The sequence below is a fragment of the Halomonas sp. BC04 genome (assembly GCF_000568385.1).
In genome coordinates, this window is the sequence record NZ_AZQX01000022.1 from 25,838 (window position 1) to 39,067 (window position 13,230).

At 63.2% G+C, this 13,230-nt stretch carries 12 protein-coding genes and 1 pseudogene; 6 read left to right on the forward strand and 7 right to left on the reverse strand.

The features are described 5' to 3' along the window. Window positions 1–59: 59 nt before the first annotated feature. Window positions 60–1,538, reverse strand: coding sequence for a protein adenylyltransferase SelO (locus tag Q427_RS02020; protein WP_051496048.1), 1,479 nt, complete (start codon window positions 1,536–1,538; stop codon window positions 60–62). A gap of 118 nt (window positions 1,539–1,656) precedes the next feature. Further along, the gene (locus Q427_RS02025; RefSeq protein WP_051496049.1) at window positions 1,657–2,352 is read right to left on the reverse strand and encodes a GntR family transcriptional regulator; all 696 of its coding nucleotides are present in this window, start codon (window positions 2,350–2,352) and stop codon (window positions 1,657–1,659) included. Between the two features lie 197 nt (window positions 2,353–2,549). On the opposite strand from Q427_RS02025, the gene Q427_RS02030 reads away from it, so the two are divergent. Further along, window positions 2,550–3,311: a haloacid dehalogenase type II gene (locus Q427_RS02030; protein WP_051496050.1), complete on the forward strand. Its 762-nt coding sequence runs from the start codon at window positions 2,550–2,552 to the stop codon at window positions 3,309–3,311. Window positions 3,312–3,314: 3 nt separating this feature from the next. Here Q427_RS02030 and Q427_RS02035 read toward each other — a convergent pair whose 3' ends face one another. The 3 genes from Q427_RS02035 to Q427_RS02045 form a co-directional block, all read right to left on the reverse strand. Next, complete coding sequence (locus tag Q427_RS02035; RefSeq protein WP_043510528.1) at window positions 3,315–4,421, reverse strand: hypothetical protein; 1,107 nt, start codon at window positions 4,419–4,421, stop codon at window positions 3,315–3,317. 44 nt (window positions 4,422–4,465) lie between these two features. Then, the gene (locus Q427_RS02040; protein WP_043510515.1) at window positions 4,466–5,488 is read right to left on the reverse strand and encodes a Nif3-like dinuclear metal center hexameric protein; all 1,023 of its coding nucleotides are present in this window, start codon (window positions 5,486–5,488) and stop codon (window positions 4,466–4,468) included. A 168-nt stretch (window positions 5,489–5,656) separates the two neighbouring features. Continuing rightward, window positions 5,657–6,010, reverse strand: a complete 354-nt coding sequence (locus Q427_RS02045; protein WP_043510517.1) for a Na-translocating system protein MpsC family protein — start codon at window positions 6,008–6,010, stop codon at window positions 5,657–5,659. Window positions 6,011–6,256: 246 nt separating this feature from the next. Between Q427_RS02045 and Q427_RS02050 the strand changes: the two are divergent. After that, window positions 6,257–7,215: pseudogene (locus Q427_RS02050) on the forward strand (D-2-hydroxyacid dehydrogenase family protein). 2 nt (window positions 7,216–7,217) lie between these two features. Here the strand turns inward: Q427_RS02050 and Q427_RS02055 are convergent. Both Q427_RS02055 and Q427_RS02060 read right to left on the reverse strand, forming a co-directional pair. After that, the gene (locus Q427_RS02055) at window positions 7,218–7,850 is read right to left on the reverse strand and encodes a flavin reductase family protein (RefSeq protein WP_043510518.1); all 633 of its coding nucleotides are present in this window, start codon (window positions 7,848–7,850) and stop codon (window positions 7,218–7,220) included. 42 nt (window positions 7,851–7,892) lie between these two features. Continuing rightward, on the reverse strand, window positions 7,893–8,573 hold the full coding sequence (locus Q427_RS02060; RefSeq protein ID WP_043510519.1) for a GntR family transcriptional regulator: 681 nt from the start codon (window positions 8,571–8,573) through the stop codon (window positions 7,893–7,895). A 201-nt stretch (window positions 8,574–8,774) separates the two neighbouring features. Between Q427_RS02060 and Q427_RS02065 the strand changes: the two genes are divergently transcribed. The 4 genes from Q427_RS02065 to Q427_RS02080 all read left to right on the forward strand — a co-directional run bounded on the left by Q427_RS02065 (window position 8,775) and on the right by Q427_RS02080 (window position 13,095). Then, a complete protein-coding gene (locus tag Q427_RS02065; RefSeq protein WP_043510520.1) occupies window positions 8,775–9,776 on the forward strand; it encodes a TRAP transporter substrate-binding protein in 1,002 nt (333 codons plus the stop codon). 73 nt (window positions 9,777–9,849) lie between these two features. After that, window positions 9,850–10,365, forward strand: coding sequence for a TRAP transporter small permease subunit (locus Q427_RS02070; RefSeq protein WP_043510521.1), 516 nt, complete (start codon window positions 9,850–9,852; stop codon window positions 10,363–10,365). A 2-nt stretch (window positions 10,366–10,367) separates the two neighbouring features. Continuing rightward, on the forward strand, window positions 10,368–11,702 hold the full coding sequence (locus Q427_RS02075; RefSeq protein ID WP_043510522.1) for a TRAP transporter large permease: 1,335 nt from the start codon (window positions 10,368–10,370) through the stop codon (window positions 11,700–11,702). A gap of 13 nt (window positions 11,703–11,715) precedes the next feature. Beyond that, entirely contained in the window at window positions 11,716–13,095 is a 1,380-nt protein-coding gene (locus Q427_RS02080) for a malonyl-CoA decarboxylase (RefSeq protein ID WP_043510523.1), read from the forward strand. Window positions 13,096–13,230 lie beyond the last annotated feature (135 nt).

Below are 13,230 nucleotides of genomic sequence, written 5' to 3' on the forward strand. Positions count from 1 at the left end.
GATAGGACAGGGGCGCCCGGGATCAACCCGGGCGTCTTTTTTTGAGTTCTTCGCAGCGCTCAGGTCCCGCAGAAGGTGCGGAAGACCCGCTCGCGGGGCGATGCCGGCAGGGTGTAGGCCTCGCGGCCGGGCTGCTCCTCGAATGGCCGGGTGACCACGGCGAGCAGCGCCTCGAAGGGGGTGAAGTCGTCCTCGTCCATGGCCGCGGTCAACGCCTGCTGGACCCGGTGGTTGCGCGGTATATAGAGGGGATTGACGCGCCGCATCTGCCGGGCACGCTCGGCGGGGGTCGCCGGCTCCCGGGACAGACGCTCGCGCCAGCGTGCGAGCCAGGCCTCGATGCCCTCCGGGTGCTCGAACAATTCGATAAGCGCTGCGTCACCTGCCGAGGAGTGGGCGCACTCACAGAGCTGACGGAAGGTCAGGGTGAAGTCGGCATGCCCCTGGTGCATGGCTTCCTGCAGCGACTCGACCAGTCGCTGGTCGCCTCCGTCCTCGAGGGTCAGGCCCAGCTTGGCGCGCATCACGGCCAGCCATTCGGTCTCGTACTGCGCCGGGTAGGCCTGTATCAGCTCCGTGGCCCGTTCCACTGCCCGCTCCGGGTCGCTGTCGATCAGCGGCAGCAGGGTCTCGGCCAACCGCGCCAGGTTCCACTGGGCGATCCAGGGCTGGTTGGAATAGGCGTAACGCCCACCCTCGTCAATGGAGCTGAACACCGTACCGGGATCGTAGGTTTCCATGAAGGCGCAGGGCCCGTAGTCGATGGTCTCCCCCGAGACGGTGGTGTTGTCCGTGTTCATGACGCCATGGATGAAACCCACTCCCATCCAGCGCGCCACCAGCGCCGCCTGACGGGCCTGTATCGCCTGGATCAGCGCCAGGTAGCGCTCATTGCCGGACAGCTTGCCAAGCTCGGGATAGTGTCGCGACACCACATGGTCGGCCAGTTCACGCACGGCATCGGTATCGCCGCGGGCGGCAAAGTACTGGAAGGTGCCGACCCGGATATGGCTGGCGGCCACACGGGTCAGGATGGCACCTGGCTCGGGAATGCCACGGACCACCCGTTCGCCGGTGGTCACCGCCGCCAGGGCCCGGGTAGTGGGAATGCCCATGGCGTGCATGGCCTCGCTCACCAGGTACTCCCTCAGCACCGGCCCCAGCGGCGCGCGACCATCTCCCCCTCGGGAGAACGGCGTACAGCCAGCCCCCTTGAGCTGGATATCACGCAGCCGACCCTCCCGGTCTGTCACCTCACCCAGCAGCACGGCGCGGCCATCCCCCAGCCGGGGCACGAAACCGCCGAACTGGTGTCCGGCATAGGCCTGGGCCAAGGGCTCGGCACCCGGTGGTACCACGTTGCCGGAAAACCACACGGCGGCCTCTTCCCCATCGAACGCCTCCAGGTCGAAGCCCAGTTCCCGGGCAAGGGGTCGGTTGAAGGCCACCAGCCGGGGCGACGTCACGGGCACGGGATCGAAGGGCGCGAAGAAACGCTCGGGCAGACGGGAGTAACGAAGGGTGAACGGGGGAAACATGGCGGCTCCGAATGGCAACTGGGCACGTGAAGATGGGGTTCACCCTGGTGTGACAAGGCTCCCCGTGCAACATTCCCTGCGGCCAGGCGGTACTGGATGCCACAGGGTAAAGCAAGGCCTAGGCGGGGCCGGAGGTCGAAGCAGCGACACCCCTGGCAACCTTGGGCTCCTCCACGCAGGCTGCGAAGCGCATCTGGGCTGCCCGTGCCGCCAGCAGGTGGGCCCGCATCACCGATGCCGCCCACTCGCCATCCCCGGCGGCCAGGGCACGCAGCAGTTCGCGATGATGGTGCATGCTGCCGGCCAGCTCCTCCCGGGTATAGTGGTGATAGCTGCGACGCGAGACCGGCACCTGGACGATGGTTTCCAGCAGGCGCTGAAGACGCGGGCTGCCCGCCGCCGCCATGAGCAGGGCATGGTAGTCATCGTTGAGGATGGCGATCTCTTCGATGGCACTCTCACCCTCGTCTCGACACAGCGCTTCCATCCGCCCGGCCAGCGACTCGAGCTTGTCCAGCTGGCCAGGTTCGATGCGTGAGGCCGCGCGGCGCACCACCTGGGGCTCGAGCAGGACCCTCAGCTCGAACACCTCCTCCACGTCACGCTGGGTCCAGGAAACCACCTGGGCACCGTGATGGGGAATGGCCTCTACCCAGCCATCCGACACCAGCCGCCTCAGGGCTTCACGAATCGGCGTTCGGCTGAGCTCAAGCTCCTGGCCGATGGCCGCTTCACGCACATAACTACCAGCAGGGTATTGCCCGTCGAGGATCCGTTTCCGGATGATCTGATAGACGCGGTCGGCAGCAGTCATTGATTGGCTCCTTGCAGTGAGAATCCGGCCCGGGGCGCCTTGCCGACCCGGCTCCCTGCCGGGTGTCGACCAAGGTCGCAATGCAAATCGTGCACAACTATTTGCATGAGAAGCACTGTAGGCCTACATTTGGCGGAAATCGAGCCGAATTGCATACAATTACAGTGTGGACTAGCGTCTGACAAGGAAGTGATGGCATGAGCCTGACCCCACCACAACTCGCCGATATCCGCTGCCTGGCCTTCGATGTCTTCGGCACCGTGGTCGACTGGCGCAGTAGCGTGATCCGTGAAGGGGAGTCCCTGGGACGAGCCCGTGGCCTGGATGTCGACTGGGCCGCCTTTGCCGATGCCTGGCGTGCCGGCTATGCCCCCTCGATGAACCGGGTTCGCCAGGGACGCCTCTCCTGGACCTCCCTGGACCAGCTGCACCGCATGACGCTCGATCGTCTGCTCGACGAATTCGGCATTACCGGGCTGTCGGAAGCCGACAAGGCCAATTTCAATCGTGCCTGGCACCGGCTCAAGCCCTGGCCCGATGCCGTGGGCGGCATGCACCGTCTGCGCGAGCGATTCATCCTGACCCCGCTCTCCAACGGCAACATGTCGCTGCTGGTCAATATGGCCAAGCAGGCCGGCCTGCCGTGGGACTGCGTCCTCTCGGCCGAACTGGCCCGACACTACAAGCGCGACCCCGAAGTCTACCGCATGGCAGCCCGGCTGCTGGACCTCAGCCCCCAACAGATCATGATGGTGGCCGCCCACCAGGACGACCTCAAGGCTGCACACAGCGAGGGGCTGCGTACCGCCTTCGTGATGCGGCCGCTGGAGTTCGGGCCGCATGCCAGGCCCGATCTCACCATCGACCCGAGCTTCGACTACGTGGCCAACGACTTCCAAGACCTGGCCGACCAGTTGCTGAGCCGCTCGGGTGCTCGCCAACCGATGGCCATGTCATAGGCGTCAGACCACCAGCGGTGTCACGAAGAAGGCGATGAGGAATGCCGTCGCCAGCCGCATCGTGATTCCCAGCACGGCGGCCCCCATCGCCTCACGCTCGCTCAAGTCCGAACTTTCCGCCCAGACCACCGGTACCTGGCCGAATACCGCCGACAGGGGCAGGCCCGACGAGGCCAGGACGAAGGAGCCGACCACCAGGGAGGGATCGATCTCCCCCGCCATCGCCTGGAGCTGACCCATGGCTAGGGTCGGGCTGACCAGTATCGACAGTACGCCGGTTTCCGGATGGATGTTCAAGAACAGCATGACGCTGCCCAGCGACGATTCGATCGTCGCCCAGATGCCGATGTAATCCAGCACACCGATCACCGCGAACACCAGGGCCACCGCTGGAATCAGGATCAACAGCAGCAGTTCCACCCCCTCCCGGGCGGCGCTGAACATCGTCGGCAAGAAGTCGCGCTCCGGGGTGAAGGTCGGCAGGTTGCCGATCTCGACCCGCTTAACGTCGCGGTAGAGCAGCTTGGACAGCAGCAGCGGCGAGACAATCAGCGGCATGAAGACTGCCAGCAGCACCACGACAAAGACATTCACGCCGGCAAAGGTCAGCGCCATCATCCCCAGCATGAACGTGGAGAATGACTGCTGCGACTGCACCATGGTGGCAATGGCCAGCTTCTGTTCATCCTTGGTGGCACCAGCCCGCTTCAGGATAGGCCCCGAGATCTTCCCGGCCGCGTTGATGTCGCCGAATATGTTGTAGACGCTGGGAATGATGACGGCGGGGTTCACCCCTATCAGCTTCATGGCCGGCACGAAGATACGCACCAGCGCGTCGGTGAAGCCCAGCCTTTCCAGCAGCCGTCCGATAATGACGCTGACGATGATGGCTGTACCCACCACCCCGGTCAGGAATACATCGACGACCACCGGCTGAACCGACTCCATGATCGAGTTGAACAGGCCCGACAGGCTCGTCGGCGAGAACATCAGCAGCAGCAGGCAGACACCGAGCAGCACGATGCCGACCACCTCGATCTTCTTCCATGCTCGCTTGCTGTCGGGTAGCTTTTCTTTCTTCGAGTCTGGGGTAGTAACGGAAGTCTTCATGGCAAGTCTCTTGTTATTGAACCGCTTGTGAAAATCCGGAATCGTCACACGTTGCTCATGGCATTCTTGCCAAGCAAGTGCTGGGCCGACATCTCTTTCGCATAGGTCTGCAGAGCGGAATTTCCCACCATCTTCACGGGGGTAGAGGTAACCCGATCCCGGAACAGCACGACTTCCACCCCGTCGAGCAACTCATCAAGGGCGTAGGCCAGGGGCAGACCATTCTCCAGAATTTCCATGACATGGCAGTTTCCCACAATGAAATTCAGGCCCAGTTCCTCGGCGGTCTCGAGCAGCTCATGTCCGGCATAGACGCGGCTTATGGAGGCAACCACGGTATCGGTATCGGGATTCTCCTCCACCGCCTGCCGCAGGTTATTGGGTGAGAAACCGGTATGCGGAAAGATGTGCAGGATATTCTCGACCCGACTTTCGCGTGACCCGAGATGGATGAACCCACTGGTCTCGACGCTGGTCTCCCGGATCGCCTCGATACCTCTAACGAGACGCTCTTCCGCCAGCAGTGCCCGATCCTGGTCGAGCGCCATGTAGCGTCCCAGCCGGTCGAGAATATCGCCAAGGGTATTGACCTCGGTGAGCGCCTTGCCAACGAACATGATATTGCCGTGAACGCCGCCATAGGCAATGCTTCCCTTGACCACCTTGTGACCGTGCAGGAAGGGTATGCCCGGATGCAGGCCATGGAAGGCTTCGTGACACTCAAGCCCTGCCACGTCGTAGAGGTCCAGGTAGTTCTTCAGGGTCACCCCACCGCAGCTGGCCGCATCCGCAATGGGATGATGCGCCACCACGGCATCCACCCCCGTGGCTCCTGCCAGTTCGATGACCAGCTCGGTCATGGTCATGCAGACAGCCACCTTGCGGATCGCCTTGTTCGGATCGCCATAGATCAGGCCGGGAATCTCCAGTACGGACTTCCCGTGAATCCCTGATGACTTGAGGATCACGAACGGGTGATCGCCACGCTCCACCTCTGCCATGGACGACACCGTCCTCCCCCCGGTGATCACGCTCAGTGCGTTTACGATATCAGCCACGTTAGCCATGGTTTTCCTCCTCTCATAACAAAAAAAACCGCCAGCACAACCCGGAGGCACTTGCCTCGGGTTGGGCTGACGGTCATTGAGCACTCACCGCTTCAGGGCGAGTTCACATCACCAGTCAACGATCTCTCGTCGAAGATTTACGGGCTATTCTCTGTAGCACTCAAGCTCTCAGAGGTAGTCGCGTACATCCTTTTCCATCACCACCACGGTAGCGGAAAGCTCGGCTTCGGCGTCGTAATCCTTGAAGATCGTCATCACATCGAAACCGTATTTCTCTACCAGAAGCTGTTTGAATTCGTTCTTGAACCCCTTGATCAGATAGTGATCGGCCAGCTCACTGACATTGCTGTTGAGTGCACTCAGGTAGGCCAGGGAGGGCACCCGCTTGTGCAGGGCAATGATGATCAGCTTGTCGCCAACGACATCGACCTTCTGGCGCACCACACCAATGCCGAAGATGCGGTTGTTGACGTCGTTGTAGTCCTTGATCAGGCCTTGCTTGAACTCTCCCAGGGATGGCATATCCAGGGCAACCTCGATGCGTTTTCTCGATGCGTTACCAGTGGCTCGGGCCCATGGCACGCCGGCTTCAAGCCTTGGTATACCATACACACATGGAATTGAGACTAGGCAAGTAGAAAATATCTGTCAACAGGAAAAATCGATTATCAGTGGAGCCTACCGAGCAAGACCAGCAGCAACGATGACCGAAAACCGCTACGATCAGCCTTGCAGAGATTCGGCTTCGACAGGAACAAGGACTCCCGGATGAAGATTGTAATATCCGATGACTATCAGGACTGTGTACGCACCCTCGATGCCTTCGCCAAGCTGGCGGGGCACGACGTCACCATCCATAACGACACGGTCACCGACCTGGACGCCCTGGCCGAACGCTTCCACGACGCCGAGGCACTGGTTCTGATTCGCGAACGCACGCCGATCACCGCCGAGCTGCTGGCGCGCCTGCCCAACCTCAAGGCAATCAGCCAGACCGGTGGCGGCGCGGCCCATGTGGACATGGATGCCTGCCGCCGCCAGGGCGTCACGGTCATGGCCGGCACCGGCTCACCCAATGCCGCCGCCGAGCTCACCTGGGGGCTGGTCATGGCCGCCATGCGCCATATTCCCGAGGAATTCGAGAACCTCAAGGCCGGCCACTGGCAGCGCACCCTGGCACCGGCCTGAAGGGGCGCACCCTGGGCATCTTCGGCTACGGCAAGATAGGTCGGCTGGTGGCCCGCTACGGCCAGGCCTTCGAGATGCAGGTGCTGGTATGGGGGCGCGAGGGCACCCGGGCGCGGGCCGCCGAGGACGGTGTCGAGGTCGCCGCGAGCCAGGATGCGCTGTTCGCGCACAGCGACGTGCTGAGCCTGCACCTTCGCCTCAACGACGGCACCCGCGGCATCGTCACCGCCGACCACCTGGCGCGCATGAAGCCCACTGCCCTGCTGATCAACACCAGCCGTGCCCCGCTGATCGAGGCCGACGCCCTGGAGAACGCGCTGCGCGCAGGCCGCCCGGGACAGGCCGCCGTGGATGTGTTCGACGAGGAGCCGGTGACCCATCACCCGTTGCTCGAGCTGCCCAACTTCCTCGCCACGCCCCACCTCGGCTATGTGGAGAAGGACAGCTACGAGCTCTACTTCGGCGATGCCTTCGACAACCTGCTCGCCTTCGCCGCGGGCCGCCCGGTCACCAACCTGGCCGAGTCAACCAACACCTAGACCTAGCGCGGCGTACCACCCGACACCGGCCGCTCGACCACGAAGAGATCGCTGGTCCGGGCGTAGTCGTTGCCGGCCATGCGCCCGATCGGTCGTAACGCATCGATGGATACGTGGCGGCCATTCCACACCCTGTCGTCCACATGGATCGACACCACCTCAGCCAGCACCAGGTTGCCGGCCAGGGGCTGGTCGCCGAAGCGAATGATCTCACGCAGCTTGCAGCCGAAGGCCACCGGCGCGCCCGCCACTCTCGGAACCGATACCCCCGGCATCGGCAGCTTCTCCAGCCCAGCCAGAGCGAACTCATCCTCGTGGTGAGGCAAGCCAGCGCTGGTGGCGTTCATCTCCTCCACCAGCCCTTCGCCGCTGATATGGATCACGCACTCCCCCACCTGCTCCAGGTTGCGGATGGTGTCCTTGGGCTGCCCCTCGCCATTGAGCAGCGGCGAAAAGCCCAGCACCGGCGGCGCCACGCTCACCACATTGAAGAACGAGAACGGTGCCAGGTTGGCGTTGCCGTCGTGATCAAGCGTCGACACCCAGGCGATGGGGCGCGGGCAGACGCTGCCCGAGAAGAGACGGTACATGGCCCCGCTGCTCAGCGTGGCCTCCTCCAGCAGATAGTCGCTCATGTCAGGTCCCTGCAAGAACATTGTGTGCGGTGGTGGCCATCGTCAGCTTGCCGTCGCGGAGGAATCCAGCTTCTTGACGCTGGCGATGAAATCGCTGAACCGCTCGCCCTGAATCAGCACATGCTCGCGCAGCGCCTGCTCCGCGAGCTCCGCCTCGCCCTGCTCGATGGCGGCGACGATCTTGCGATGTTCGGCAAGCGAGCCGCCCATGCGCTGGCGCACCTGAAGCTGCAGGCGGCGATAGGGCTTGAGCCGCTGCTTCAGCTGCCGCGCCTCCTGCGCCAGGAAGCCATTGTGGCTGGCCGTGTAGATGCAGTCGTGGAAGGTCTCGTTTTCGTAGTAATACTCGTCGGTATCCCCCGCCTTGGCTGCCGCTTCACAGCGCCGAAAGGCATCGTGAAGAGCGCCCAGCTCCTCTTCGCTGATACGCCGTGCTGCCAGGCGCCCGCACATCCCCTCCAGTTCCGCCATTACTTCGAACATCTCGATCAGCTGGTCGATGCCGATCCGGGCAACGAAGGTACCCTTCTTGGGTGACACCGTGACCAGGCCACTGGCCACCAGTTGCTGAATCGCTTCGCGCACGGGCGTGCGCGAAACGCTGAACTCCCGCCCCAGCGCCTCCGGATCGAGCCGCTCTCCCGGCGCCAGCCGGCCGTTGATGATGTCATCCTCCAGAGCATCCCTGAGCCGCTGTGCGCTCGATCGTTTAACGCTGCTCATCCATCACCTCCACGACACACCTCCATGACATGACCACCCCACCACTCACTCTACTTTGCCTGCTGGTTTACCTGCTGACGATTTCGTCCGGCAAACGTTGACATCAATATACATGAGGTCTATTGATGTATATATCAGCTCGACTGATAAACACTAGACACAGAAACAACCATACACAAAAACAAATTCTGGAGCTTCAAGATGACACGCCAACTCAAGCCTGCCGCTACCGCAGCGCTCGGACTCGCCATTGCCTTCAGCAGCATCGCCTCGGCCGACACCGTCCTTCGTGCCTCACACCAGTTCCCCGGCGGCCAGGGAGACGTTCGCGACGAAATGGTACAGATGATGGCTCGCCACATCGCCGAAGCGGATGTGGGCCTCACCATGCAGGTCTACCCCGGCCAGTCACTGTTCAGGGCCAACGAGCAGTGGGGCGCCCTGGTCCGCGGCCGCCTGGACCTCACCCTGCTACCACTGGACTATGCCAGCGGTCGTCATCCGGAATTTTCCGCCACCCTGATGCCCGGCCTGGTACGCAACCACGAGCATGCCAAGCGCCTCAACGACTCCGAATACATGGAGATGATCCACGCGGTCATCGAGGAAGGGGGGGCGCGGGTACTGGCCGATACCTGGCTGTCGGGTGGCTTCGCCTCCAGCGAGCAGTGCATCACCTCACCGGATACCGTGCGCGGCCAGAACATCCGCGCCGCCGGGCCGGCCTTCGAGCAGATGCTGCAGGCCGCTGGGGCATCGATCGCCTCGATGCCCTCCTCCGAGGTCTACACCGCCATGCAGACGGGTGTGCTCGATGCCGCCAATACCTCCTCGATGTCGTTCATCTCCTTCCGTCTCTATGAGCAGGTCGAGTGCCTGACCGAGCCGGGCGATTTCGCCCTGTGGTTCATGTACGAGCCGGTGCTGATCTCCGACCAGGTCTGGCAGGGCCTCAACGAGGAGCAGCAGGCCGCACTGATGGAGGCGGGCAAGGCCGCGGAGGAGTTCTTCTCCGCCGAGGCCGCGGCCATCGACCAACAGATGGTCGAGGTCTACGAGGAGAATGGAATCGAGGTGGTGCGCATGAGCGAGGAGGACTACAACGCCTGGCTCGAGATTGCCCGGGAGACCTCCTACAAGAACTTTGCCGAGAATGTGCCCAACGGTCAGGCGATCATCGATGCCGCCCTGGCCGTGGAGTGAGTCCTGACCACTTGAGACACGCGCCGGCCGCCACGGTGGCCGGCGCCCTTTCACTCGGGAGGACATCATTAAAATGGCTCACTCTCAATCCCTTGCTCAACGATCCGGTGTCGTCGGCGGCTTCATCCGCACGATGGACGTCCTGTCTCGAATCACCGCCTATCTTGCCTCAGCGCTGTTCATCGCCGGTGTGCTGGTTATCTGCCAGATGGTCTTCATTCGCTACATCCTCGGCATGAGCACCAGTTGGCAGACCGAATTCACGGTGTTCTCCGTCACCGCCGCCATGCTGCTGGGCAGCCCCTATGTGCTGATGACCGGCGGCCATGTCGCCATCACCATCCTGCCGGACGCGCTGAGCGGCATGGCCCAGAAGGTCATGCGACTCACGGCCTCTCTGATCGGGTTGGCCTTCTGTGGAGCGCTGGCCTACGGCTCCTGGATCTATGTCTGGGAAGCCTGGGAAGGTGGCTGGACCACCGGCACCGTATGGAATCCCCCGCTATGGCCCGCGCTGGTGCCGATGGCCGTGGGAACGACGCTGCTGTCACTGCAATACGTCGCTGAAATTCTGCGCGGGGAGCACTGAGCATGGACCCGATTACCATGGGAATCATCGTCGCCATCGCCCTGATCGTGCTGATGGCGATCGGCACCCCCATCGCCTTCGCCCTGGGCGGTGTTTCACTGGTGGCCTTGATCTATGACCGCGGGCTCCCCGAACTGACCTACTTCGGCGAGACCTTCTTCGACCGCATTGCCGAGTTCGGCTTCGTGGCCATTCCGATGTTCATTCTGATGGGTGCCGCCGTGGCTTCCTCGCCCACCGGTCGCGACCTCTATCGCTCGCTGGACCTGTGGATGGGGCGCCTGCCCGGCGGCCTGGCGGTCTCCAACATCGGCGCCTGCACGATCTTCTCCGCGCTATCCGGCTCATCGCCGGCCACCTGTGCAGCCATCGGCAAGATGGGCATCCCGGAGATGCGCACCCGGGGCTATCCGGATGGCGTCGCCGCGGGCTGCATCGCCGCCGGGGGCACCCTGGGGATTCTCATTCCGCCCTCGGTGACCATGATCATCTACGGCATCTCCACCGAGACCTCCATCGGCCGCCTGTTCATGGCCGGCGTGGTGCCCGGCTTCATGCTGGCCGGCCTGTTCATGATCTGGACGATGATCGCCTGTCGTCTGGCAGGGGGATACAACAACCCCATGGCACAATCCGCCTCGCGGCTGAAGCAGACCATCAAGCAGAACGTCGACGCCAACCTCAAGGCGCTGATCCGTGTGCTGCCCTTCCTGGCCGTGGTCGCGGGTATCCTGTTTGCGCTGTATGGCGGGGTCGCCACGCCCTCGGAAGCCGCCGGTGTCGGGGCCTTCCTGTGCGTGGCCCTGGCCGTGATCATCTACCGCATGTGGCAGGTGGGGCCGATCAAGCTGATCATGCGCGATTCGCTGCGCGAAAGCGTGATGATCATGCTGATCATCGCCTGCGCCGAGGTGTTCGCCTACGCCCTCTCGTCAATGTTCATTACCCAGACCATCGCGGCAGCCATCAGCGATCTCGACGTCAATCGCTGGGTGCTGATGGGCATCATCAACCTGTTCCTGCTGGTGGCCGGCTTCTTCCTGCCGCCGGTGGCGGTGATCGTCATGACCGCACCGATCCTGCTGCCGATCATCCTGGCCGCCAACTTCGATCCGTACTGGTTCGCGGTCATCCTGACCATCAACCTGGAGATCGGCCTGATCACGCCGCCGGTGGGCCTGAACCTGTTCATCATCAAGGGCATCGCCCCGGACATCTCGCTGCGCGACATCCTGCTGGGCAGCCTGCCCTATGCGCTGTGCATGGTGCTGGGCATCCTGCTGCTCTGCGTCTTCCCGGGGATTGCCCTGTGGCTACCCAACCTGATCATGGGCTAAGGGGACTCTATCCATGAACATGACCTTCCTGCAGGAGCTGTTCAACAGCATCACCCAGCGCGACGCCCTGCTACGGCGTCGCCAGGGCGAGGTCACCACGCCGGATCACGCTCAACTGATCCGGGCCTGCCATGCCCTGCTGGAGAGCGATGGAGAGGCGTCGAGCATTGCCCTCGCCAGCCGCGCACTGGCCATGTATCGCCAGTTGGGCGAGGCGGAGCGTTGGCGCTTCTTCGAATGCCTGGCAGACGAGTTCGCCGCCGAGCCGACACACATCGACAGGGCCTATTCGGCCTATCGGGAAGTGCGCAACAACGCCAACCTGCAGGCGCTGTTCGATGCCTGCGAACCACGTCGCCAGGAGCTGTTCCGACGGCTCAACCTGGCCAGTAACGGCACTTACGAGCTGGTGCGCATGCGTGAGGACCTGCTGGGGCTGCTGCGCGAGCGGCCCCGGTCGGACGGCATCGAGCTCAATGCCATCGACGCCGACTTCGCCCACCTGTTCGGCTCCTGGTTCAACCGCGGCTTTTTGATGCTCAAGCGCATCGACTGGAATACGCCGGCATCGATCCTGGAGAAGATCATTCGCTACGAGGCGGTGCATGAGATCCAGGACTGGGACGACCTGCGTCGCCGGCTCGACGCCCGCGACCGGCGCTGCTTCGCCTTCTTCCACCCGGCCATCGGCGACGAGCCGCTGATCTTCGTCGAAGTGGCCCTGTGCAAGGGCCTGCCCGACAAGATACAGCCGATCCTGTCAGGGGAGAGTGCCGGCGAGACAGACATCGACGACCCCGAGGCCGCCGATGCCGCCGCCTTCTTCGGCATCAGCAACTGCCAGACCGGCCTGCGCGGCATCTCCTTCGGCAACTTCCTGATCAAGCAGGTGGTCCAGGAACTCAAGCAGGAACTACCCCAGCTCAAGTACTTCGTGACCCTTTCGCCAGTGCCCGGCTTCAGTCAGTGGCTCGCTGACCGTCGCACCGACGAGAAGCTGCCCGAAGAACTGCGCCACGCCCTGGAGACGCTCGACACCCCCGACTGGCACCGCGACAAAGCGCGGAGCGATCGCCTCAAGGCCATCATCAAGCCCCTGGCGGCGCGCTACCTGGTCGAGGAGAAGAATGCCCGCGGCCTGCCGCTCAACCCGGTGGCCCGCTTCCACCTGGGCAACGGCGCCGAACTGAAGCGCATCAACTGGCTTGGCGATGTCTCGTCCAAGGGCCTGAAGCAGGCCGAAGGGCTCATGGTCAATTACCTCTACGTACTCGACGACATCGAACGAAATCACGAGAATTATATCTCCAAGGCCACCGTGGCCTGTTCCAGCGAGGTCCGCGACCTCAATCGCCGCGCCAGGAAAATGGCCAAGGGAGACAACCTCAAATGAGTCAGAACCTCTTCGAGACCTTCGCCGCCCGCATGCAGGATCGCGGCGGTGCCGACTTCATCACCACCCGTGACGGCCGCCGCTACAGCTACGCCGATGCCCTGGCCGCCAGCGCCCGGCTGGCCGGCGCCCTGG